The 23,407-nt window shown below is 59.5% G+C and carries 23 protein-coding genes and 1 pseudogene; 9 read left to right on the forward strand and 15 right to left on the reverse strand.

Annotated elements, in window-relative coordinates:
* Window positions 1-3 precede the first annotated feature (3 nt).
* The 5 genes from AC1DCP_RS22050 (at window position 4) to aidB (ending at window position 3,406) form a co-directional block, all read left to right on the forward strand.
* Window positions 4-540 (forward strand): redoxin family protein, encoded by a 537-nt coding sequence (locus tag AC1DCP_RS22050; RefSeq protein WP_476774619.1) that lies wholly within the window; start codon window positions 4-6, stop codon window positions 538-540.
* Window positions 541-690: 150 nt separating this feature from the next.
* Window positions 691-1,185 (forward strand): urease accessory protein UreE, encoded by a 495-nt coding sequence (ureE, locus tag AC1DCP_RS22055; protein WP_038492924.1) that lies wholly within the window; start codon window positions 691-693, stop codon window positions 1,183-1,185.
* 3 nt (window positions 1,186-1,188) lie between these two features.
* The gene (locus AC1DCP_RS22060; RefSeq protein ID WP_162696141.1) at window positions 1,189-1,860 is read left to right on the forward strand and encodes an urease accessory protein UreF; all 672 of its coding nucleotides are present in this window, start codon (window positions 1,189-1,191) and stop codon (window positions 1,858-1,860) included.
* Between the two features lie 106 nt (window positions 1,861-1,966).
* Window positions 1,967-2,578, forward strand: coding sequence for an urease accessory protein UreG (gene ureG / locus AC1DCP_RS22065; protein ID WP_013636707.1), 612 nt, complete (start codon window positions 1,967-1,969; stop codon window positions 2,576-2,578).
* Window positions 2,579-2,581: 3 nt separating this feature from the next.
* Entirely contained in the window at window positions 2,582-3,406 is an 825-nt protein-coding gene (gene aidB / locus AC1DCP_RS22070) for an AidB family quorum-quenching N-acyl homoserine lactonase (protein WP_174049900.1), read from the forward strand.
* A 74-nt stretch (window positions 3,407-3,480) separates the two neighbouring features.
* On the opposite strand, the gene AC1DCP_RS22075 is transcribed toward aidB, so the two are convergent.
* The 11 genes from AC1DCP_RS22075 to AC1DCP_RS22125 form a co-directional block, all read right to left on the reverse strand.
* On the reverse strand, window positions 3,481-4,170 hold the full coding sequence (locus tag AC1DCP_RS22075; RefSeq protein ID WP_019565122.1) for a Crp/Fnr family transcriptional regulator: 690 nt from the start codon (window positions 4,168-4,170) through the stop codon (window positions 3,481-3,483).
* A 334-nt stretch (window positions 4,171-4,504) separates the two neighbouring features.
* Window positions 4,505-7,825: an efflux RND transporter permease subunit gene (locus AC1DCP_RS22080; RefSeq protein WP_065687524.1), complete on the reverse strand. Its 3,321-nt coding sequence runs from the start codon at window positions 7,823-7,825 to the stop codon at window positions 4,505-4,507.
* Window positions 7,826-7,838: 13 nt separating this feature from the next.
* Window positions 7,839-9,032: an efflux RND transporter periplasmic adaptor subunit gene (locus AC1DCP_RS22085; RefSeq protein ID WP_065687525.1), complete on the reverse strand. Its 1,194-nt coding sequence runs from the start codon at window positions 9,030-9,032 to the stop codon at window positions 7,839-7,841.
* A 365-nt stretch (window positions 9,033-9,397) separates the two neighbouring features.
* Window positions 9,398-10,390, reverse strand: coding sequence for an ABC transporter substrate-binding protein (locus AC1DCP_RS22090; protein WP_003513879.1), 993 nt, complete (start codon window positions 10,388-10,390; stop codon window positions 9,398-9,400).
* Between the two features lie 21 nt (window positions 10,391-10,411).
* Window positions 10,412-11,284 (reverse strand): ABC transporter permease, encoded by an 873-nt coding sequence (locus AC1DCP_RS22095; protein ID WP_013636703.1) that lies wholly within the window; start codon window positions 11,282-11,284, stop codon window positions 10,412-10,414.
* A complete protein-coding gene (locus AC1DCP_RS22100) occupies window positions 11,281-12,156 on the reverse strand; it encodes an ABC transporter permease (protein WP_112153294.1) in 876 nt (291 codons plus the stop codon). Before AC1DCP_RS22100 ends, AC1DCP_RS22095 begins: the two co-directional genes overlap by 4 nt.
* A 42-nt stretch (window positions 12,157-12,198) precedes the next feature.
* Window positions 12,199-12,993: an ABC transporter ATP-binding protein gene (locus tag AC1DCP_RS22105; RefSeq protein ID WP_065687527.1), complete on the reverse strand. Its 795-nt coding sequence runs from the start codon at window positions 12,991-12,993 to the stop codon at window positions 12,199-12,201.
* Complete coding sequence (locus tag AC1DCP_RS22110) at window positions 12,990-13,433, reverse strand: NUDIX hydrolase (protein ID WP_019565127.1); 444 nt, start codon at window positions 13,431-13,433, stop codon at window positions 12,990-12,992. The genes AC1DCP_RS22105 and AC1DCP_RS22110 overlap by 4 nt, the downstream gene beginning before the upstream one ends.
* On the reverse strand, window positions 13,430-14,887 hold the full coding sequence (hydA, locus tag AC1DCP_RS22115) for a dihydropyrimidinase (protein WP_065687528.1): 1,458 nt from the start codon (window positions 14,885-14,887) through the stop codon (window positions 13,430-13,432). Before hydA ends, AC1DCP_RS22110 begins: the two co-directional genes overlap by 4 nt.
* Before the next feature lie 14 nt (window positions 14,888-14,901).
* Window positions 14,902-15,882, reverse strand: a complete 981-nt coding sequence (locus AC1DCP_RS22120; RefSeq protein WP_065687529.1) for a hypothetical protein — start codon at window positions 15,880-15,882, stop codon at window positions 14,902-14,904.
* 2 nt (window positions 15,883-15,884) lie between these two features.
* The gene (locus AC1DCP_RS22125) at window positions 15,885-17,132 is read right to left on the reverse strand and encodes a Zn-dependent hydrolase (RefSeq protein ID WP_065687530.1); all 1,248 of its coding nucleotides are present in this window, start codon (window positions 17,130-17,132) and stop codon (window positions 15,885-15,887) included.
* 262 nt (window positions 17,133-17,394) lie between these two features.
* Here AC1DCP_RS22125 and AC1DCP_RS22130 point away from each other — a divergent pair, with 262 nt between their 5' ends.
* The 3 genes and pseudogenes from AC1DCP_RS22130 to AC1DCP_RS22140 all read left to right on the forward strand — a co-directional run bounded on the left by AC1DCP_RS22130 (window position 17,395) and on the right by AC1DCP_RS22140 (window position 18,882).
* Window positions 17,395-18,036: a TetR family transcriptional regulator C-terminal domain-containing protein gene (locus AC1DCP_RS22130; protein WP_003513869.1), complete on the forward strand. Its 642-nt coding sequence runs from the start codon at window positions 17,395-17,397 to the stop codon at window positions 18,034-18,036.
* 254 nt (window positions 18,037-18,290) lie between these two features.
* Window positions 18,291-18,614 (forward strand): annotated as a pseudogene (locus tag AC1DCP_RS22135) (DUF2325 domain-containing protein); the annotation flags it as partial.
* Window positions 18,595-18,882 carry a hypothetical protein gene (locus AC1DCP_RS22140; protein WP_003513867.1) on the forward strand — a complete coding sequence of 96 codons (288 nt, stop codon included), beginning with the start codon at window positions 18,595-18,597 and terminating at the stop codon, window positions 18,880-18,882. The pseudogene AC1DCP_RS22135 and the gene AC1DCP_RS22140, both read left to right, overlap by 20 nt.
* Window positions 18,883-18,889: 7 nt before the next feature.
* On the opposite strand, the gene AC1DCP_RS22145 is transcribed toward AC1DCP_RS22140, so the two are convergent.
* The 3 genes from AC1DCP_RS22145 to uppO all read right to left on the reverse strand — a co-directional run bounded on the left by AC1DCP_RS22145 (window position 18,890) and on the right by uppO (window position 21,204).
* On the reverse strand, window positions 18,890-19,255 hold the full coding sequence (locus AC1DCP_RS22145; RefSeq protein ID WP_013636697.1) for a DUF423 domain-containing protein: 366 nt from the start codon (window positions 19,253-19,255) through the stop codon (window positions 18,890-18,892).
* Window positions 19,252-19,653, reverse strand: coding sequence for a group II truncated hemoglobin (locus AC1DCP_RS22150; RefSeq protein ID WP_367078106.1), 402 nt, complete (start codon window positions 19,651-19,653; stop codon window positions 19,252-19,254). The genes AC1DCP_RS22145 and AC1DCP_RS22150 overlap by 4 nt, the downstream gene beginning before the upstream one ends.
* A gap of 135 nt (window positions 19,654-19,788) precedes the next feature.
* A complete protein-coding gene (gene uppO, locus AC1DCP_RS22155) occupies window positions 19,789-21,204 on the reverse strand; it encodes a polysaccharide biosynthesis phosphomannomutase UppO (RefSeq protein ID WP_065687542.1) in 1,416 nt (471 codons plus the stop codon).
* 258 nt (window positions 21,205-21,462) lie between these two features.
* Between uppO and uppM the strand changes: the two genes are divergently transcribed.
* Window positions 21,463-23,082 carry a polysaccharide biosynthesis protein UppM gene (gene uppM, locus AC1DCP_RS22160; protein ID WP_065687533.1) on the forward strand — a complete coding sequence of 540 codons (1,620 nt, stop codon included), beginning with the start codon at window positions 21,463-21,465 and terminating at the stop codon, window positions 23,080-23,082.
* A 19-nt stretch (window positions 23,083-23,101) separates the two neighbouring features.
* On the opposite strand, the gene AC1DCP_RS22165 is transcribed toward uppM, so the two are convergent.
* Entirely contained in the window at window positions 23,102-23,311 is a 210-nt protein-coding gene (locus AC1DCP_RS22165; protein WP_003513853.1) for a hypothetical protein, read from the reverse strand.
* Between the last annotated feature and the right edge of the window lie 96 nt (window positions 23,312-23,407).

Below are 23,407 nucleotides of genomic sequence, written 5' to 3' on the forward strand. Positions count from 1 at the left end.
GACATGCTCGGCAAAAAAGTGCCCGCCGTTACCTTCCGCACGCGTGTTCGCGACGAGGCCGTTGGTGGCCCCAACCCTTTCCGTTGGCAGGACATGACCTCCGACGATTACTTCAAGGGCAAAAAGGTCGTTCTCTTCTCGTTGTCCGGCGCTTTCACGCCGACTTGCTCGACCTACCAGCTTCCCGATTTCGAAAAGCTCGCGGGCGAATTCCGCGCGCTCGGCGTCGATGAAATCTATTGCCTGTCGGTCAACGATGCCTTCGTGATGAACGCCTGGGCAAAAGGCCAGAACCTCGAAAACGTCAAGGTCATTCCTGACGGTTCGGGCGAGTTCACCCGCAAGATGGGCATGCTGGTCGCCAAGGACAATCTCGGTTTCGGCATGCGCTCCTGGCGTTACGCCGCCGTCATCAACGACGGTCTGGTGGAGCAGTGGTTCGAGGAAGAGGGCTATTGCGATAATAGCGATACCGACCCTTACGGCGTTTCCTCGCCGCAGAACATTCTGGAAAACCTGAAGAGCCGCGCTGCGGCCTGATTGCGGTTTGCTTTTTTTGACAAGGCCCGGCAGCGATGCCGGGCTTTTTCGTTTTCCGAGACGCGTTCGACCTGAAAACACGCCTTGAAATCGGCCGGGCTATCCGTCAACAATCGGAACCCCAAGACTGTTTCTGAAATGGATCATCCCATGCTGCGCGTCACGTCCTATCACCCCGCCGGAACTCCAGCCGACGAACCTTCAGGTTATGTCACTCTCGCGCATGACCAGCGACATCTGCGCCGCAAACTTCTGCATTTGCAGAATGACGAGATGGTGATGTTGGATTTGAAGGAAGCTGTGCTGTTTGCCCATGGCGACCTGCTGGTGGTGGAGAACGGTGATCTGGTGGAGGTTCGCGCTGCGGACGAAAAGCTGTTCGAAATCAAGGCGAAGGACCGTCTTCACCTGATCGAGCTTGCCTGGCATCTGGGCAACCGGCACCTTTCGGCGCAGATCGAGGAGGAGCGTATTCTCATCCTGCGTGACCACGTGATCCGCGCGATGCTGGAAGGCCTTGGCGCAACAGTGCGTGATGTGGAAGAACCTTTCCAGCCAGCGCGCGGTGCTTACCACGCCCATGGCGGCCATTCCCACGGTCATGGGCACGGGCATGACCATGGTCACCATCACGACCATGGCTGAGGCATGAGCGAAGATCGCGGCGTTGCCGCGCTGCTGCGGCTCATGGCCTGGATGTCGCCGGCCTTTCCTGTCGGCGGCTTTTCCTATTCTGGCGGCCTTGAAAAGGCGGTGGAGGACCGGCGCGTCAGTGATGCCGCCGGTCTTTACGGCTGGGTGGAGGTGCTTCTGCGTTCCGGCAGTCTGTGGAACGATGCGGTATTTCTGGCTGATGCCTGGCGTAATGGAACGGACGCCGTCGCCCTGAGTGAAGCGGCGGATCTGGCTCGCGCGCTCGCCGGTTCTGCGGAGCGCAACCGCGAGACGGTGCTCCTCGGCGATGCCTTCGTTTCCGCCGCCGGCGCCTGGCCGAACGCGGTTCTTGAGCTGTTGCCGAAAGAGGTTCCTTATCCTGTTGCCATAGGTGCGGTGGCGGCAGGGCATGGCGTGCCGCTTCGGGAAACGGTTGCCGCATTCCTGCATGCCGGTGTTTCGCAGATCGTCTCCGCCGGTATCCGCCTCGGCGTCGCGGGGCAGAAGGATGGCGTTGCCATTCTCGCCGCAAGCGAGGCGTCGATTGGCGAAATGGCGGCACGGGCAGTGCAATCCACGCTCGACGATCTCGGCAGCGCAACTGTTATCGCCGACACCGCGACCATGCGGCACGAGATGCAGGGAACGCGGCTTTTCCGCTCCTGAATATCTCGCCGCAATGCAGCATTGCCGCCCTTGAAGCGGTCGTGCGAAGCGTTATGGTGGGACAACATCAAAGCATATTGAAGGGAACATGGTTGTGACATCGGGCATGAAATCGGGCAACGGTCCGCTGCGCGTCGGCATTGGCGGGCCGGTCGGTTCCGGCAAGACCGCGCTGACGGAAAAGCTTTGCAAGGCGATGAGCGCCGATTACTCCGTCGCCGTCGTTACCAACGATATCTACACCAAGGAGGATGCGGAAGCGCTGGTGCGCATGCAGGCGCTGCCGTCCGAGCGTATCGTTGGAGTGGAGACGGGCGGATGTCCGCATACCGCCATCCGTGAGGATGCGACGATCAATCTGCAGGCGATTGCCGGTCTCAATGCGCGCTTTCCCGATCTCGATGTTGTCTTCATCGAATCCGGTGGCGACAATCTTGCGGCGACTTTCTCGCCCGATCTTGCCGATATCACCATCTATGTGATCTCCGTCTGTCAGGGCGAGGAAATTCCGCGCAAGGGCGGGCCGGGCATCACCCGCTCGGACCTGCTGGTCATCAACAAGAAAGACCTTGCCCCTTACGTCGGCGCTGATCTGACGGTGATGGACAGTGACGCCACCCGCATGCGCAATGCCATGCCTTTCGTCTTTACCGACATGAAGCGCGGCGAGGGTGTCGATCGCATCGTCGGTTTCCTGAAAGAGCAGGGCGGTCTCTGAGACATGACCACGCCCCTCCGTTTTGGTTCCTATGACGTTTCCCGCTTTGTCGATGGTGTCTACAAGGCGCCTGTCGGCCACCTGATCCACCGGCAGGGCGCGGATGCGCTGGCGGCGGCGCTTGCCGGGCATGAGGGCGAAACGGTGGATATGGACGTCAACTGTTTTGTGCTGTCAGGGCCTGATGGTATTTCGCTGATAGACACCGGTTGCGGCACGGCCTGGGGGCCGACCTACGGCCATGCCCGTGCGGGGATGATTGCCGCTGGGATCCAGCCTGATGATGTCAGCCGTGTTATCCTCACCCATATTCACGGCGACCATGCGCTGGGACTTATCGAAGGCGACCAGCCTTATTTTCCCAATGCGGACATATGGGTGCCCGAGGCCGATCTTGCCTTTTTCACCAGCGAGGATGCACGCAAGAGATTGCCGCCTGCGAGGCAGGGCGCCTTCGATATTGCCGCCCGGCTGCTCGACATTTGTGGTGCCATGCTGCGGCCAATCCCAACTGGCAGGATTGCCGAGGGTATGGAAGCCATCGCCATGCCCGGCCATACGCCTGGCCATACCGGCTATCTCATCGGTAACGGCGATGACCGGCTGTTATTGTGGGGCGATGTGCTGCATGTGAGCGCGTTGCAGGCGGACGATCCGGGTATCGGTTTCGTCTATGATATCGATTCCGAAACCGCATACTCGACACGTCTCGATGCGCTGACCCAGGTTGCCGATCACGGCTGGCTGGTTTCCGGCGGCCATCTTGGCGGGTTTTTCCGCGTCGAGCGAGAGGGCGATCGCTTCCGCTTCGTGCCGCAGCCGGTCTGATATCCTGCTCGACAAAAAATTAGAGGACGGGATACCCGTAGGCGTCCCGTCCTCTTCCTCTCCCCGGTACTTCTTCAAATCTGCTTCAGCGCCGCGACATCATTGACCTGCACGATGCGGCCGCGAACGGTGACGCCCGCCTTTTTCAGTGCGGAGAAAGCGCGCGACAGCGCTTCCGGCGCAAGGCCGAGCTTGCCGGCGAGCAGGCTTTTCTGGAACGGCAGACGCAGCGAAAAGGACGTAGCGTCGCGAGGCCCCTGATTGATCAGGTAATGGGCAACGCGTTGCGGCGCGGTTTGCAGCCGGTCGTTGGCAATGCAATCCATGGTGCCGAGCAGGCTGTTGGAGAGGCAGCGCATCACGGCCTTGGCGATTGCCGGTTCCTGATCCACAAGGCTGCGGATTCTTGCCAGTTCGAAACGCGCCACGGTGCAGCTTTCCGCCGCCTGCGCGCTGTAACGATAGCTGTCGCTGCCGAAGATCAGGCATTCGTTGAAGGTATCGCCCGGACCGCTGACACGCACATCCGCCTCGCGCCCGTGCCTGTCCAGCCGGTAAAGGCGGACATAGCCCGACAGCACACAGTAGAAATATTGCGCTGCCTCGCCCTCCTTGAAGAGCACATGGCGGGCATTGAGATTGGTGACGGTTGCCGCCTCCATCAGTTTCAACGCCGCCGCTTCATCCGCAATCCCTATCAGGGGCACGCGCAGCAGAATGTTCCTGTCCCTGTTGCTCAGCTTTACGGTCTTGTTCACGTCCATCCGGCTCCCGCTCAAACCTTTTGCCGGGTTGTCCGAAGCGATACGAAACCGGGGATGTTCCTTTTCCCTCACGCCTATCTGAAAAGAGCTCATCGCATTATCCTTCGACCGGCAATTCCCGATGCGAGGGAGATTAGCAGTTCACCTGAAAAGCGAATTGATTTCGATCAAATGGGTTTGGCGTTGTTGTGCGGGGAGCAGGGAAATGTGGAGCGAGCGGGTGCGGCCTATCTCTTCTCCCCGGCGTGGAGAAGAAGCCAGCCGCAACGCAGTCGCGACCAAGCAAACTCACCACAAAAGGAAACGCCGGGCACTGGACCCGGCGTTTTAACTTTCACTCGGCAGCGAGCGGCGGCAACCGCAATATATTGCTGCCCTTGTCACCGGATTTTTCACCGGAGCCTTTTTCCATGCCGGCGACGCGCGCTTCCAGCGAGGAGAGCGCCAGGCTGTTTTCGCGGGCGATCTCCGAGAGTTTTTCGTTGGAGAGCGACTCTTCCTCCTCTTCCTTCTTGCCGACGAAGCGGCCGAAGAGGTGGGCGAGCAGGCGCGACAGGTCATCCATGATCAGGAAGAAGGCGGGGACCACGATCAGGGACAGCACCGTGGAGACGATGATGCCACCGATCACCGCAATCGCCATCGGCGCGCGGAAGGAGCCGCCTTCGCCGACGCCAAGTGCCGAGGGCAACATGCCCGCCGACATGGCGATGGAGGTCATGATGATCGGGCGGGCGCGCTTGCGGCCGGCCTCGACCATGGCATGCACCCGTTCCATGCCGTGCCGGCGCATTTCAATGGCGAAGTCCACCAGAAGGATGGCGTTTTTCGTCACGATACCCATCAGCATCAGAATGCCGATGAGAACGGGCATGGAAAGCGCGTTCTGCGTGATGATGAGCGCCACGGCCACGCCGCCAATGGCGAGTGGCAGTGAGAACAGGATGGTGAAAGGCTGGATGATATCCTTGAACAGAAGGATAAGCACCACCAGCACCAGAAGCAGGCCGAGCAGCATGGCGTTGACGAAGCCCTGCTGCATTTCGCCCTGCACCTTGGCATCGCCGCTTTCGGCAAGGCGAACGCTTGCCGGCAGTTCGGTTTCCGAAACGATCCGCTTGAACTCCGCCGTCGATGTATCGAGCGCTGTGCCGAACGGTACATCGGAGCCGATGGAGACGACGCGGTTGCGGTCGTTGCGCTTGATCGAGCTTGGACCTTCCGAATAGTCGATATCGGCAACACTGTAGAGCGGCACCAGCGAACCGGATGCGGTCTTGACCTTCAGCGCGCGGATGGTGGCGAGGTCACGGCGGGTATCGATGGATGCCTGCACGCGGATCGGGATCTGCCGGTCGTCCAGCGAGATTTTCGTCAACTGTGCGTCGATGTCACCGATGGTGGCGACACGCACCGTCTGCGAAATCTGCTGCGGCGTGATTCCGAGGCGGGCGATCTCGTCCTTGCGCGGGCGGATCTGCAGTTCAGGACGGGGAAGCGCTCCCTCCGAGCTGACATTGGCAAGGATGGGCGAGGCGCGCAGGCGGCTTTCGAGAATGCCGACGGCGTCGTTCAGATCCTTCTCGTTGGACGAGAGGAAGTTGAAGCTCAGTTCGCGTTCCGCGCGGTCGTTCAGCTTGATGATGCGCACATCCGGAATGCTTCGGACCTTGGCGAAGATATCCCGCTCCACATCCCACTGCGGACGGACACGGCCCTTTTCCTCGATCTTCGGAAGATATTGGCCGACAAGCGGAAGCGAGCCGAGACCCTTGTTGACAAGGGTTTTCAGCAGCGAATGGTCGATATGATGGAGAATGACGTTGACGGTGGCGCGGCGAAGCTCCAGATCGCCCTTGGGCGAGGCGCCGCCGAGGATGAAGACGCTTTCCACACCGTTGATATCGCGGATGGCGTGGAAGATTTCGGTCGTCGTCCGGTCTGTCTCGTCCAGCGTCGCATTGGGCGGCAGTTCCACCGAAAGCGTTACGCGCGAGGCGTCGTCCGGCGGCAGGAAGCTGCCCGGCACCTGGCTTAGAAGCATGACGGAAGCAATGAGGAAGCCGATGGCGCCGACCAGCGTCAGGTAACGCGCCCACCATTTGGAGGTGGTGGCGGAAACCATGCGCGTATAGGCTTTCATCAGCCAGCCGTCATTGTCGGCATGGTCGTCCATCGCGTCTTCGGCGCGCATGAGATAGGCGGCCATCAAGGGCGTGATGAGACGGGCGACCGCCAGCGAGAAGAACACCGAGAAGGCGACCGTCAGACCGAACTGGATGAAGTACTGGCCGGGAATGCCGGGCATGAACGACACGGGTACGAAGACGGCGATGATGGTGAAGCTGGTGGCGATGACGGCAAGGCCGATTTCGTCTGCGGCTTCCAGCGAGGCGCGATACGGCGTCTTGCCCATCTTGATGTGGCGGGCGATGTTCTCGATTTCCACGATGGCGTCGTCCACGAGAATACCCGTGGCGAGCGTCAATGCGAGGAAGCTGACGAGGTTGAGCGAGAAGCCCATGATGTCCATGATCCAGAATGTCGGGATCGCGGAGAGCGGCAGGGCCACGGCGGCAATCAGGGTAGCGCGCCAGTTCCTGAGGAACAGCAGAACCACGATGACGGCGAGGACCGCGCCTTCGATCAGCGTATCGAGCGCTGCCGTATAGTTGCCATAGGTGAAGTAGACGGCGTCATCGACCATCTGGATCGCGACGTCGGGATGGTCCTTGCGGACCTGATCGAGGCTTTCGGCCACGGTTTTGGCGACCGAAACCTCGCTGGCGCCCTTGGAGCGGAACACCGCAAAGGTAACGGCCGGGTTGCCGTTGAAGCGCGAGAAGGACTTCTGCTCCTCATAGGTGTCCGTGACGGTGCCGAGTTCGGCGAGCTTTACGAAACGGCCATTGGAGAGCGCGATGGTGGTGTTGGCAAGCTGGGTGACATCGCGGGTGTCGCCGAGCGTGCGGATCGTCTGTTCGTTGCCGCCAACCTGGCCGCGGCCGGAGCCAAGGTCGATATTGGTGCCGCGCAGCTGGCCGTTCACTTCGCTTGCGGTGATGCCGTAGGCGTCGAGCTTTTCGGGGCTGAGCGAAACGCGCACTTCGCGGTCGGCGCCGCCGTAACGGTCGACCTTGCCGATGCCGGACTTGCCCTGCAGCGAACGCTTGATGGTGTCATCCACGAACCAGGACAGTTCTTCCAGCGTCATGTTCGGCGAGGAGACGGCAAAGGTCTGGATTGCCTGGCCTTCCACGTCGATCTTGCTGACAACAGGCACTTCGATGTCGGATGGCAGATCGCTGCGGATCTTGTCGATAGCGTCCTTGACGTCCTGAACCGCCTCTTCCGTCGGCTTTTCGATGCGGAAGACGACGGTTGTCAGGGATTGTCCGTCGGTGACGGTCGACTGGATTTCGTCGACGCCGCTAATGGCAGCGACGGCATCTTCGATCTCCTTCGTCACCTGCATTTCCAGCTCGGACGGCGAAGCGCCGCTCTGGGTCACGGTGACGGCAACGACGGGAACGTCGATATTCGGAAAGCGAGTGATCGGCAGGGCGTTGAAGGCCTGGATGCCGAGGAACATCAAAAGCGCGAAGCCGAGAAGCGGCGCAATCGGGTTACGGATTGACCATGCGGAGAAGTTCATTTCATTCCCTCAGTCAGTTGGACGCAGCCGTCTGGCCTTCCACCGGTCTTATCCGGTCACCATCACGCACGAATGCTCCAGCTTTCTCGACAACCTTGTCACCAGCGGCAAGTCCGCTGACAATCTCGATGAAACCGCTGTCTTCAATGCCGGTCTCGATCTTCACCTGCTTGACGATGTCGCCTTCCACCTTGCGGGTGGTTGAGCCTTCACGCCCGGAGGTGACGGCCGAAAGCGGCAGGGCAAGCGCGTTCGTCTCTTTTACGATGATCTCCGCGCTGGCATACATGCCCGACCGTGCCGGGCTGTCCGTCGGCAGCACAACATGCACGGAACCAAGGCGCGTGGCCGGATCGACGGTCGGCGAAACGAGACGCACCTTGCCCTCAATTTTTTTGGCTCCGCCGGCAACCGTCAAGAAAGCTTTCTGGCCGGCCTTCACCCGCTGGATGTCAGTCTCGGAAAGATCGGCGACAAGCTCGATCGCGCCGTCCTTGATGATCGTGAAAAGCGGGTTTCCCGCACCGCTGGCGATGGCGCCGACCTTGGCATTCTTGGCGGAAACGATGCCGGTGACGGGGGTTTTCACACCCGTGCGCGTCAGTTTCAGATTGATGTCGTCAATCTGCGCGTCGACGACCTTGATGTCTGCCTCTCCGGCGGAAACGGTCTGCTTGGCGGCATCAAGGCGTGCCTGCGCAACCTGGGCAGCGGCCTCGGTTTTTTCCGTCTCGGAGACGGAACCGGAACCGCTCTGGCCGAGCTTGGCGGCGCGGTCGCGCTGGCGAAGGGCATCCGCCTTGTTGGCCTCAGCCTCCAAAACCTGCGCCTTGGATTGCGCAACGGCGGCCTGCGCCTTGGCCCTGTTGGCCTCAAGCTGGCTTTTTTGCAGGAGAAGACTATCCGAGGAAAGCACGGCCAGAACCGCATTCGCCTCGACCCTGTCGCCGATATCGACGTTCAGTTCGTCGATCGACAGGCCGTCGACCAGCGGCTGTACATAAATTTCGTCCACGGGCCTGATGGTGCCGGTGGCGATGATGCGGTCCACGAGATCGCGTGTTGCGGCGTGCGCGACGATGATGGAAGGCAGGTTCTGCTGTTTGACCGGTTCCGGCACTTCTCCCTCGGCCACGGCCGAAAATGGCAGGGCCGTTGCGGAAAGAAAAAGGAAAACAAAGCGGTTAAACGTGACTTTATGCTGCATGTGTCTTGGCTCGCGCAATATTCGATCGCATGTCCTTCAGCCTGAAGGCGTGTTTTAAAAGGTCATGCGGCAACGAATGTGAAACAAGGGATCACAATACTTCCTTCTCGATCCTCCCGATTCAAACGCCCCTCAACGCGAATCTTAAGCACCTTTGCCTCGTGCTTTTTTACAAGATCAAATTCGGCAGTCTTGTTGGCGGGGACTCTAATTGTTGTTGCTATACAAATCAATCCGCATAGCCTCGAGGGTTGATATACATTTTTGTATATGGCCGAGTGTTGTAATTCATCAAACGGGTCACCAGCGCGCAAAAAAACGCGCGGTGATGGCCGCGCGTTTCCATGTTTTCGGCTTCGACGTGACTATTTCAGCGCCGCATCGGTGATTTCAGTGGTGTAGGCGCCTGTCGGCTCCTTGGTTATGACGGGATCGGAACCGCCGCCGAGCAGCGTCTTGACGGTGCGCTCGTAATCCGCCTTGTCCAGCGCGCCCTTCGAGCCGGCGGTCAGCTTGGCGACTTCGCCCATCATGCGCTTCTGGTGCTTTTCGGTCTGGGCGCCGGAGGCGTCATTTTCAAGAACGATACCTGCTGCATCGTCAGGGTGTTCTTCCGCCCACTTCCAGCCCTTCATGGAAGCGCGGACGAATTTGACCATGTCTTGCTTGAACTTGGCGTCCTTCAGCTTGTCTTCGAGAACGTAGAGCCCGTCCTCCAGCGTTGCCACGCCTTCGTCCTCATATTTGAAGGTGACGAGTTCCTCCGGCTTGATGCCGGCATCAATGACCTGCCAGTATTCATTATAGGTCATGGTGGAAATGCAGGCGGCCTGCTTTTGCAGTAGCGGATCGACGTTGAAACCCTGCTTGAGGACGGTGACGCCATCCGCGCCGCCGGTGGTCGGGATTTTCAGGTGCGCCATCCACGACAGGAACGGATATTCATTGCCGAAGAACCAGACCCCGAGCGTCTTGCCCTTGAAATCTTCCGGCTTGGTAATGCCGGTTTCCTTGAGGCAGGTCAGCATCATGCCTGACGTTTTGAACGGCTGGGCGATGTTGACGAGCGGCACGCCCTTTTCGCGGGTGGCGAGTGCCGATGGCATCCAGTCAACGATCACATCCGCGCCACCGCCGGCCAGAACCTGCGCAGGCGCAATATCCGGTCCGCCCGGCTTGATATCGACATCGAGGCCTTCGGCTTCATAAAAGCCCTTGTCCTTGGCGACGTAATAACCGGCGAACTGCGCCTGGGTGACCCATTTCAGCTGCAGGGTGATCTTGTCGGCGGCCTGAGCCTCAAATGCGCTCAGAAGTGACGCGCCGGCAAGAAGCATGGAGGCAAGTTTCATTTTCATCGCTGTTCCCTTTTTCGTTATTTACGTTCGTCCCCCACGGACGGACGGATGCCAGAAGGTGACGGCGCGCTCGATGAGCGCCACCAGACCGTAAAATCCTGAGCCTGCGAGCGCCGCCACGGCAATTTCTGCCCAGACCATATCGACATTGCTGCGGCCCATTTCCGCCGAGATGCGAAAACCCATGCCGACGATGGGCGTGCCGAAGAATTCCGCGACGATGGCGCCGATCAGCGCCAGTGTGGAATTGATCTTCAGGGCGTTGAAGATGAAGGGCCAGGCGGCGGGCAGGCGCAGTTTCAGCAATGTCTGCCCCCAGCCTGCGGCATAGGTGCGCATCAGGTCGCGTTCCATGTGGCTGGAGGCGGCAAGCCCTTGAACCGTGTTCACCAGCATCGGGAAAAACGTCATGATGACGACGACAGCCACTTTCGACTGCCAGTCGAAGCCGAACCACATGACCATGATCGGCGCGATGCCGACGACTGGCAAAGCGGAGACGAAATTGCCGATGGGCAGAAGCCCGCGTTGCAGGAAAGGCGAGCGGTCGATGAGGATGGCGACGAGGAAACCGAGGCCGCAGCCGAGCACATAACCTGTCAGCACCGATTTGAGGAAGGTCTGGCGGAAATCCGCCCAGAGGATCGGTAGCGAGCCGAGAAGGCGGGCGAGGATGGCGCTCGGGGCAGGCAACAGGATGGGTGGGACGGAGAAGCCGCGCACCACACCTTCCCAAAGCGCGAGAATGGCCAGCCCGAAGAGAAGCGGTACGGCCATGCGGCTCATTCGCTTTGCCGACTGTGATGCGAAGGTGTGGCGCACCAGCCATTCGTTGGAGGCCCAGGCGGCAAGCCAGAACAGGATTGCGCCAATAAACCAGACGGGATTTGTCATGGCCGCGCTCCCATTCTCTTGAGGACGGCAGCGTGGGCGATGCCGATGATCGATACCAGAATGGCGGCCACACCGGCGGCCATGAACAGCGCTGCCCATATCTGCACCGTCTGGCCGTAATAGGAGCCGGAGAGCAGACGGGCGCCGAGACCGGCGACGGCGCCCGTCGGCAATTCGCCGACGATGGCCCCGACCAGCGCAATCGCGATGGCGATCTTCAGCGAGGTGAAGAGATAGGGCAGGGCAGACGGCCAGCGCAGCTTCCAGAAGATTTGTGCGGGCGAGGCATTATAGGTGTGCATCAGGTCCAGCTGGATGGTTTCGGGGCTTCTGAGGCCCTTCACCATGCCGACGACAATCGGGAAGAACGAGAGATAGGTGGAAATCAGCGCCTTGGGCAAAAGCCCGGAAATGCCGATGGAATTCAGGACGACGATGATCATCGGCGCGACAGCAAGGATGGGGATGGTCTGGCTGGCGATGATCCACGGCATGACCGAGCGGTCCATGGCGCGATTGTGGATGATGGCGACGGCAAGCAGGATGCCGAGCACCGCGCCGATGGCGAAACCGAGGAGCGTGGCCGAAAGCGTGACGCCCGCGTGATAAACGAGGCTGCGCTTCGAGGTGATCGCCTTGTTGACGGTGGTGTCCCACAGTTCCGCGATGATCTGGTGCGGGGCGGGGAGAACCGGGCGCTCCTGTGCGAAGGTTTGCGGCAGAAGCTCCATGAAGCTCGGCGTCCGGCCGGCGCGGTTTGCCTGATCGCGGACGAAGGGCATGTTGAGGTAGATGACGGAAAGGTGCCAGACGATGAGGATGGCGAGGAGGACGGTGAGGATGGGGAGGACGCGGTGGCGGAGGAGGGTCATCGGGTTGCCCTCGGTTGATGGGGGGTAATGCTGGCGCTGACCTCAACCCTCATAGCTATGCCCCGCCTTCAATCCCTCACGCACGCGATGCGCAATTGCCAGAAATTCCGGAGTCTCCCTGATCTCGAGCGGCCTTTCCCTTGGCAGCGTGGATTCGATGATATCCGTTACCCGGCCGGGCCGTGGTGACATCACGACGATCTTGGTCGAGAGATAAACGGCTTCCGGGATGGAATGGGTGACGAAGCAGATGGTCTTGCCGGTCGTATCCCACAGTTTCAGCAGCTGTTCGTTCAGATGGTCGCGGACGATCTCGTCCAGCGCGCCGAAGGGTTCGTCCATCAACAGCAGGTCGGCATCGAAGGCCAGCGCGCGGGCGATGGAGGCGCGCTGCTGCATGCCGCCGGAAAGCTGCCATGGGTATTTCTTGCTGAAACCGCTGAGATTGACGAGATCGAGCGTGCGGTCGATGCGCTCCCTCTGTTCGGCCTTCGTATAGCCCATGATTTCGAGCGGCAGTGCAATGTTCTTTTCGATGGTCCGCCACGGATAGAGTGCGGCGGCTTGAAAGACATAGCCGTAGGACCGGTCCTTGCGGGCGTTTTCCGGCGTGGTGCCATTGACGGTGATATCGCCGGATGTGTGCTTTTCGAGATCGGCAATCACGCGCAGGAACGTGGTCTTACCGCAGCCGGAAGGGCCGATGAAGGAGACGAACTCGCCCTTGCCCACTTCCAGATCGACATTGGAAAGCGCGTGCACCGGGCCATCGCCGGTTTCGAAGGTGAGGCCGAGATTTCCGGCGGAAACGACGGAATAGGACGAGGCTTGGTTCATCGTGGCTTGTTTCCACTTTCCGTCAGGGCTGCGCGTGCCAGCGGCAGCATACGTGTTTCCGTGAGTTTGGCGATCGGCAGATTGGAGGCCGCATCCAGATCGAGCCAGCGCACCTCCTCTATCTCGGCCTGCGGGGTAACGTCGATATTCAGTTGGGCGACGAAGGCATGGGCCACGACCTCCGCCCCTGTCTCATTGGCGGCCTCCTCCCGAAAGATGCCCTCGTATCGCGCGGCATTTTCAGGAAGCGTGAGGCCGATTTCCTCGGCAAGTTCACGGTGAAGCGCCTGCTCAGGCGTTTCACCCGGATCGATCTTGCCGCCCGGCTGCATGAATTGCGTGGTGCCGCGCTTGCGCACGACAAGCATTTGCCGCCGCGCATTCAGGAGAACGGCGGCAGCGATGACGATTTCGCGTTTCGGATCGGTGCTCAAGGTCATACACCCGATGCCGGGATGCCGCTGCGTTCCACCTTGCGTGGCGCGACGAGCTCTTTCCATGTGGACAGCGCCTTGCTGACGGCGGGATAGGGATCACGGGCGACGAACGTGCCGTGACCTTCCTGCGTCTTGACCGTGCTTTCCTCGATGCTGACGATGCCGCGCGACAGGGTGAAGCGCGGTAGGCCCTTCACCTTCTGTCCTTCGAACACGTTGTAATCGATGGCCGATTGCTGGTTTTCCGCGCGGATGGTCTTTTCCCGCGCCGGGTCCCAGACGACGAGATCGGCATCGCTGCCGACGAGGATCGCGCCCTTTTTCGGATAGATGTTGAGGATTTTCGCAATGTTGGTGGAGGTGACGGCGACGAATTCGTTCATCGTCAGCCGGCCGGTCGCCACGCCATGGGTCCAGAGCAGCGGCATGCGATCTTCCAGCCCGCCGGTGCCATTGGGGATCTTGCGGAAATCACCGAGGCCGAAGCGTTTCTGGTCGGTGGTGAAGGCGCAATGGTCGGTCGCCACGCATTGCAGCGAGCCGGAGGAGAGACCCGCCCAGAGGCTATCCTGATGCTGGCGGTTGCGGAAGGGTGGCGACATGACCCGGCGGGCAGCATGGTTCCAGTCGGCATTGGCATATTCGCTTTCGTCGAGGATGAGGTGCTGGATCAGCGGTTCGCCATAAACGCGCATGCCGTTCTGACGCGCACGGCGGATGGCTTCATGTGCCTGCTCGCAGGATGTATGAACGACATAAAGCGGCGCACCGGCCATATCGGCGATGATGATGGCGCGGTTGGTGGCCTCACCTTCGACGGAGGGCGGCCGTGAATAGGCATGCGCTTCCGGCCCGACATTGCCTTCCGCCATCAGCTTTTCCTGCATCTGCGCGACGATATCGCCGTTTTCCGCATGCACGAAGGGAATGGCGCCAAGCTCGGCGCAGCGCGAGAAGGAGGCGAACATCTCGTCGTCATTCACCATCAACGCGCCCTTGTAGGCCATGAAGTGCTTGAACGAATTGATGCCCTTTTCCTGAACCACAGTCTTCATCTCGTTGAAGACCTGCTCGCCCCACCAGGTAACGGCCATGTGGAAAGAATAATCGCAGTTGGCGCGCGTTGCCTTGTTGTCCCATCTTTGCAGGGCATCGAGCAGCGACTGGCCGGGATCGGGCAGACAAAAATCCACCACCATGGTCGTGCCGCCGGCAAGGGCGGCACGCGTGCCACTCTCGAAATCATCGGCGGAATATGTGCCCATGAAGGGCATTTCCAGATGCACATGCGGATCAATGCCGCCAGGCATGACGTAACATCCCGTGGCATCGAGCACTGTGCCGCCGGTCAGATCGGGTCCGATCTCTGTGATCTTGCCGCCTTCGATTTTAACATCGGCCTTGTAGGTCAGGTCGGCGGTGACGATGGTGCCGTTCTTGATGACTGTGCTCTTCATAGGGCTGTTCCCTGCTAGAATTCCGAGATCTGACAAGCGTTTATTGTAAAATTGCTATCGTGAACCATCCGGAAGCATGTTCCCGATCCTGCGCACTCCGCATCTATATCCTGTTTGGTTTTTTCGATTTTCTCGATTCGAATAGGAAGCGTGGCTGTTCTCTTGCAGTCGGCAAGAGAAGAGTTTTTGGCGTTGGACTGGGTGAGATAGATTTTCCCATTTATATTATCTGAATAATATTTCTCAAATTTTTCAACGTTCATTTTATACTGTACGTTTGTCTTGAAATAACCGATCACCGGGTTTTGCAGAATTTTTGAAACCGACATTAGGGCAGGTTGCTCGACGAAGTCCGGAATGTCCAATCCGATATGAAAATCACCGTCGATCCCGGCCAGTTCCTGTGTAAAGAAGAGATAATCGTCCCGCCCGAACTGTTTCGGGCATTCTCCGGCCATCGCGCAGTGGTTTCCTTCTTCGAGGTCGTAGGCGAATGTTCCTCGCTTTGAGCCTTCCTGCGTGACTTTTATTCTGCCTTTCTCCTTTACCAGTTCCGCGCTCGTAAACCCCATGTCTGCCGCGTCCAACCATAGTTTGCCGATTGGTCCATCATTCGCCGGGTTACGGAATATGATCAGGTTTTGCTCTCCGAGTGGGTGCGCTTGCCTGTCAGGAAAGTCTTCGCTTTTCTCGAAGACCGAGAAGGAGATATGTCCGCCGTCAAAAGGCTTTTCTATATCCAGATACTGTAGCTGAATGGTGGTTTGCGCTCGTCGGTTTTCAGTTTTGAGCGTTTCCGTCTCCCTCTTCGCCTGATCTGCCTGATAGGCCGATTCCCGGCTGATGAAGATGTTGACGCTACCGGTTACTATAATGAGCATAATCAGTAGAACGCCCACGCCACCAACTTTGTCTACCGCGCCATCCTTCTTGTAGAAGAACGCCAGAACGCCTGACAGAAGAGTCATTCCTGCGATTATGGTGCCCAGGTCCATCGTTATCCCACGATCTCCGCAGTTTCCAGCACCGCATGCAGCAGCACGTCGCAGCCCGCGGCGGCCCATTCGGAGGAGATGTCTTCGGCTTCATTGTGGGAAAGACCGTCCACGCAGGGGCAGAAGATCATGGTGGAGGGGGCAACCCTTGCCGTCCAGCAAGCATCATGGCCAGCGCCGGAAATGATGTCCATATGGCTGTAGCCCAGCTTTTCGGCAGCAGCGCGCACGCGGCCCACCAGCACCGGATCGAACGTGACGGGATCGAAATGGCCGATGGCCTCGATTGAGCAGCCGACGCCGAGTTCTTCGGCGATAACGGGCACCTCGCGTTCGAAAATGGCGCGCATGTTGTCGAGTTTTGCCTGCGAGGGGGTTCTGAGGTCGATGGTGAAAACCACCTTGCCGGGCAGCACATTGCGGGAATTGGGCGTGAAGATCATCTGGCCGACGCCGGCGACGGCGCCCGGCTGGTGGGCCATCGCCACTTCCTGCACCTTTTCGAGGATGCGGGCGGCGGCGAGGCCGGCATTGACGCGCATGGCCATCGGCGTCGAGCCGGTATGCGCTTCCTTGCCTGTCAGCGTCACTTCCAGCCACCACAGGCCCTGACCATGGGTAACGACGCCGATCTGCTTGCCTTCCGCCTCGAGGATAGGCCCCTGTTCGATATGATATTCGAAATAGGCGTGCATCTTGCGGGCGCCCACCTCTTCCTCACCCAGCCAGCCGATGCGCTTCAGCTCGTCGCCATAGGTCTTGCCGTCGGTATCGGTGCGGCTATAGGCGTAATCGAGATCGTGAATGCCGGCGAAGACGCCGGAAGCCAGCATGGCCGGAGCAAAGCGCGCGCCTTCCTCGTTGGACCAGTTGGTGACGACAACAGGGTGTTTCGTCTTTATGTTGAGATCGTTCAGGCTTCGCACGACTTCCAGTCCAGCCAGCACGCCGAGAACGCCATCGAACTTGCCGCCGGTCGGCTGGGTGTCGAGATGGCTGCCGATATAGACCGGCAGTGCATCCGGGTCCTCGCCGGGGCGGGTGGCGAACATCGTGCCCATCTTGTCGACGCCCATCGTGAGGCCGGCCGCTTCGCACCAGCTCTTGAACAGGCTGCGGCCTTCAGCATCTTCATCCGTCAGCGTGCGGCGATTATTGCCGCCGGCAATGCCGGGGCCGATTTTCGCCATGTCCATCAGACTGTCCCACAGACGGTCGCCATTGACCGTCAAGTTCTTACCCGCTGCCATGAAGTGTCGTCCTCACCTGTTTTGTTTTTATCGAAGCAAAGCTTGTGCCGTTCCCGTTTTTGCCGGTTAAGATAACAGCCATTGCCTTGTGATGGTGATGGTGGATAAATTGACCGGCTGGTAAACATTGCAAATTCGCCATGACGTCAGCAAGGGATTTTCGTGACGAATCGCACTAATTTTGCCTAAACTGTACGCGGCGATTATTTTTTAAGCATACTGTAGCGGCAATTGCATCGAAAAGAAACACAGAGAGCAGAGTATGGCCATACCGCGCGCAGCGAAAACACAGAAGCGGACCCGCATTCAGGAAGAAAAGCAGGAAGCGATTCTTGAGGCCGCGCTGAGTGTGTTTTCCACCAACGGCTTTCGCGGTTCCACCATCGACCAGATTGCCGAGGCCGCCGGCATGTCGAAACCGAACGTACTTTATTATTTCCGCACCAAGGAGGCGATGCATCGCGCGTTGATCGAGCGGGTGCTGGATACCTGGCTGGATCCGCTCAGGGCTTTTGATGCCGAGGGCAATCCTGAAAGCGAAATCCGCTCCTATATTCGCCGCAAGCTGGAAATGTCGCGCGATTTTCCGCGCGAGAGCCGCCTGTTTGCCAATGAAATCCTGCAGGGCGCGCCACATATCGAGGATGAGCTGAAGGGTCCGCTGAAGCAACTGGTGGATGAAAAGGCGGAGGTAATCCGCGTCTGGATCAAGGCCGGGCGGATGGCGAAATGCGATCCCTATCACCTGATTTTCTCTATCTGGTCGACCACGCAGCACTATGCGGATTTCGACGTGCAGGTGCGGGCAGTGCTGGGCGACAAGAACGGTGGTGAAGGCCGGTTTGAGGATGCAGCCCGGCACCTGGAGCAGCTTTTCATGGGTGGATTGAAGATCAACAACTGATCTGGTGAGGTTATCGCGAATATGTGATCGATTCTTTATGTCAAAACATGAGGAAAATTATCACCTTTATACTTTACTCCAAAACTCATCTTTATTATGGTGCCGGCATCCCGAACGTCGGGGCATGAAAAAATCAACCGGCAGGTGAGGGAATGGCACGCAAGGAAAAGAAGAAAGCCGAACGCGGCGGCAAGCAGGGCAAGGGCGCGCCTCAACCTGAAAAGGATGTGGCCGAACAGCAGCTTTCCGGTCCGAAGAGCTTTCTTTATGTTGGCGGCCGTGACTGTCAGGTTGCCCATCTTCGCCAGATCGCCAGCAATTTCGGCGCCGAGCTTATCCATCACGATGGCGGATTGCGTGAGGCGGTCTCGCGTATCGACACTGTTCTTCCGTCCGTCGACTGCGTTTTCTGCCCGATCGACTGTATCAGCCACGATGCGTGTCTGCGGGTGAAGTCCGGTTGCAAGAAATTCGGCAAGACGTTCATTCCGCTGCGCAATGGCAGCAAATCCAGTCTGGAGCGGGCGCTGCAGACGATGAATGAACGGACCTTAAACGATGAGCGACGAGCGCAATAATTTTAAGGATGCAGAGCAGGCGGTGGCTGAGGCCTGCCGCGTGGAGTTGCACAAGATGGCCGACCAGGGCGCCGATCCGGCCCTGACGGAGATGTATGAAGTCGTCGGCGAACGCGAGCGGCGCAACCGCGCCGCAGCTGACGGCGGCAATGTGCTCGCTTTTCCCTATCTGCGCACCCGCCAGCCGGGCGAAAAGCCGTTCTTCGAGATCGGTGACGCGGCTCAACGTGGCGGCAACATCCTGTCGTTTCGCTGGAAACGGCGTTGATGCCGATTTAGCCCCTCGGCTTCAAAAATGCACCGGCGCAGAGCACCAGCCATCCCGCGATCATGCCGAGGCCACCCAAGGGAGCCGCGTAGGGAAACAGGCTGTGACCGGAAAAATGTCTGGTGACGAGATCACCAACAAAAACCGCCGTGCCGAAGCCAAGGATCAGCCCTGCCGGAATGGCGGTTCTGATGCGGTCCGCGCCGATATGCAGTGCCACAAGCACCGGCGCATGGGCAAGCGCCATGGCCGAGGCGTTGCCAAGCATATAGGTTTCGCCGGTATGGGTGGCGGCGGCGGCAAGCATGACGCCGGCAGCACCCAAAAGGCTGCCCAGCAGCAAAATCAAGGCGCGCAATCTTTCCGTCGTCATGGGTTATTCGCTTCCTGATTTTGCATGTGAAAGGCCAGCCGCTCCACGGGTCCCCAGATGATGTCCCGGAGCTTTGCGTTCTCGATGGTCTCGTCCATCGCGCGGCGAAAGCAGAGCAGCCATTCGTCCCGCTCGGCGGGTCCGATAGGGGCCACGAAATGACGCCTGCGCAACATCGGGTGGCCGTGTTTTTCGAAATAGACCGGCGGTCCGCCAAGATATCCGGTCAGATAATCGTAGAACTTGCTTTCGCTGCCGGAAAGATCGGCTGGATGGATGGCGCGGCAATGCGCCGCCTCTGGCAGGGTGTCCATCAATTCGTAGAAGCGCCGGGTCAGTGCTCTGACTGTGGCATCGCCGCCGATCGCTTCATAAAGGGTAATGGTCTCGCCGCTCACATCCCGCCTCCTTGAGCCCTGCGGCCCTTATCGCTTTCCCGAGCGGGAAGAGCAACAGGCAAAGACGGGATGCGACATTTGCGACACTGGGACATTCATGGTGGCCGTCCGCTTCAAGCGTTCAGCGCCATCCACTCATCCAAAGTTGCGGATGAGATCGAGGCCCTTGCTGAGCAGCGTTTCGGCTTCGTCCTGATTGGCTGCCTCGACGTAGCAGCGCATTTCCGGAGCATTGCCGGACGGGCGGAAATGGATGGTGCTGCCGTCGGTCAGGGCCACGCGCAGGCCGTCAATGTCGCTCAGCGCCTTGACCGTGCCCACGGGGGCGAGGAAGGTTTCGAGATTATTCCGCGAGGCGCGCAAATGCGTCATCAGGGCAGCGCTCTTTTCCTGTGCGAAGTTTTCCAGACGATCGGCAGCCGCGACCGGCAGGTTATAGGCGGCGGCAATCTGCGATAGCGGCTTTTTCTGCTCGGCGGAGAGAAGCAATACGGCGAGGATGGGCAGGAAGCTGTCCCGCGTCGGCAGGGGCGATAGCGGTTTGCCGTTCAATGTGAAGGTGGAGGCTGTCAGAAGGCCGCCATTGGCCTCGAAACCCATGACGCCGTTGTTTCCTTCGGCAAGGGCCTGTGCCATGCCGGCAATCACGAAAGGCGAACCGACCCTGGTGCGGATGACCTTGAACGAACCGCTCGCCTCAATGCCGGAATTGGAGGTGACGGGGGTGACGACCACGCCGGCATCGAGAAAATTCGCCGTGATCAATCCGATCAGGTCGCCGCGCAGCGGCACGCCGTTTTCATCGGCAAGCAGGGGCCGGTCGCCGTCACCATCGGCGGAAACGATGGCATCGAGGCCGTGTTCCGGTGCCCATTTTTTGAGAAGCTCCAGCGTTTCAGGGGAGACCGCCTCGGTATCGACCGGAATGAAGGTCTCGGAACGGCCGAGCGACACAACTTCGGCGCCATAGTGGGCGAGAACGTCGACGAAGAGATCGCGCGCCACCGTGCTGTGCTGGTAAACGCCGATCTTCAGGCCCGACAGCGCCTTTGCCGGCAGGAGTGCGGCATTGCGCTCATAAAAGAGCTCGGCTGCAATTGCAGAATGGTCGTCCGCCGTTGCGGCCTCGTCGTTAATCCCTTCAGCCTCGACTTCGGCTGCGAGTGCGGCGATCGCCGTTTCGTCCTGTTTGTCGATTTCGCCGTCCGGGCGGTAGAATTTGATGCCGTTGCGGTCGGCCGGAATATGCGAACCGGTTATCATCAGCGCGCCGGCCTTGAGGGAAAGTCCGTAAAGCGCCAGTGCCGGTGTCGGCACCGTGCCGCAATCGAGCGGTGTGAGGCCGGCCTTTTTCAGCGCGGCGATACAGGTTGCGGAAACATCCGGGCTCGAATCGCGGAAATCGCGGGCCACGAGAATGGGGTCGCCCGCCTTTGTCTGACCCGATGTGAGAAGGTGCCTTGCAAATGCCGTTGCGTAGACGGCCGAGGCCTTTCCTTTCAGATCGACAGACAGGCCGCGAAGGCCGCTCGTTCCAAATTTCAGGCTCATGCCAAACTCCGTTTCGATAAAATCTTTGAGGTTCAAATGGATAATACAAAAATATAACGCCAGAAAGAACCGTATCGATCCATTCAAGTCAATCATCTCTTTCATGGACGCGGCGAATAGGTGATGATGGCGGGGATGATGCGGGTAACCTAAAATTCACCCGTTATATCTAGACTTGCCGGTTAATAGTGGTTCTGGCGACGATGAAAACCATCTGTTGCAGGCCTTTTTTGTGGTTCGTTCAAGTTGGATTGGCTGATGTACAGGCTTCAAAAGGCGGGACATAAGCAGGCACGTCCGCTGGATGAAAAAGCGGCGCCCGCCGCCAGACCCCACGGTTCCCTGCTGGACGATCTGGTGGATGAGGATGAGGTTTTCGAGCGCACGGTGCTGAAAGAGCATCTTGAGCCGAAGCCGGCGGCTGCCGTTGCCGAACCCGCTCCGGCTGAAAAGCCCACAAGGCCGGCCTCGCCAAGCAACAGTTTCGCGGCCACGCTGCCGGGCCTGAAATATATCGACCGGATCGGTGTGGACGAGGTACTCGGCTGGCTGCGTGCCGGGATCGTCTGGATTGTGCTTGCGATCATTCTCTGCGTCGCCGCTGCACTCGCCTATGCCTATATGACGCCGCCGCGTTACACCGCCTATACGGATATCGTCGTCAATCCCTCCAACCTGAATGTCGTCAATGACGGGGTGTTTTCGCCCAACCAGCAGCGCGACACCCAGATTCTCGAAGTGGAGAGCAAGCTGCGCACCGTCACGTCGCGCAACGTGCTGGCGCGGGTGGTGGACGAGCTGAAACTGGATGAGGACCCGGAATTCATATCCCCACCGCCTCTTGCGCGGCTGAAAGCATTTTTTTCACCCAAGCCGGAAGATGGTGACAACAAGGTCGGCGCGCTTCGTTCGCTGGGCGAACGGGTTGCGGCGGAACGGGATCCGCGTTCCTTCGTGGTGACGCTTGCGGTCTGGACCAATGATCCGGACAAATCCGTGACAGTCTCGAAGGCGATCGTGAAGGCTTTCGAAAGCGAGTTGTTCCAGACGACCTCCGACAGCAGCCTGCGTATCGTCGATGATCTAAAGAAGCGGCTTGAGGAAATGCGTCAGAACGTGACGGTTGCGGAAAAGCGCGTCGCCGATTTCCGCCGCGAAAACGGCCTGCAGGAGAATAACGGCCAGCTGGTCAGCAATCTGGCGTCCGGCGAGCTGAATGCGCAGGTTCTTGCCGCGCAGCAGCGCGTCATTCAGGAGGAGTCGCGCCTCAAGCAGATGCAGGCGGCGATTGCCCAGAACCGCACCCAGAGCGACGCGATCTTCGACAGCCAGACCATGAACACCATTCGTGCGCAATACAGCACCTTGCAGCAGCAGATTGGGGCGATGACGCTGACCTATGGCGCCCGCCATCCGCGTCTGGCGACGGCGGGGGCGGAACGCGACATGCTGGAACGCGGCATTGCGGATGAGGCGCAGCGGATTTTGCTGGCGGCCAAGACCAATGTCGCCGAGGCCCGCTCCTCGCTTGATGCCCTGCGGCTGAAGGCGGTTGCGGAACGCGCCAATGTCTTCACCGACAATGAGGCGCAGGTGCGGCTGCGCGATCTGGAGCGAGACGCCAACTCAGCTGCTGCGATCTACGAGACCTATCTCAACCGATCACGCCAGATCGCCGAGCAGCAGACAATCGATTCCACCAATGTGCGGGTGATTTCGCAGCCGGTAGCGCCCAATTCCAGAAGCTGGCCGCCCGGCAAGCTGATCTTCCTGATCGCCGGTGGCGTGGGCGGTCTGTTCCTTGGTCTCGGAATTGCCATCGCACTGGGGCTTTTGGGTTTTCTGCGCCGGACAGACCACGCGGAACGCTACGCCTGAGGGCTGCGACCGCGCGCGCTTATTCCTCGGACATCAGGCCGTCATAGACCTCGAGCAGGGCGGCGGCGATGGCGGCACCCAGCGCATTACCCGCATCGCGAATGCCTGTCTCGTCGCCGTCACGGACCGAAACGGCAAGATCGGACGCCTCGTTGGCGACGATTTCCTTTGCCCGTTCGATGGCCCAAAGGCCGAAATCGCCGCGGTTGTCGATCGATATGGTTTCCATGGCCGGGACCTTTTCTATGGTGTGGTTTCGTCGTCCCTTAACCCATCAGCCGCAAAACCGGAATAGGGGGGAGGAGAGGTTGGGGTGGTCACTCAA

This window comes from Agrobacterium sp. 10T429, from assembly GCF_056393925.1.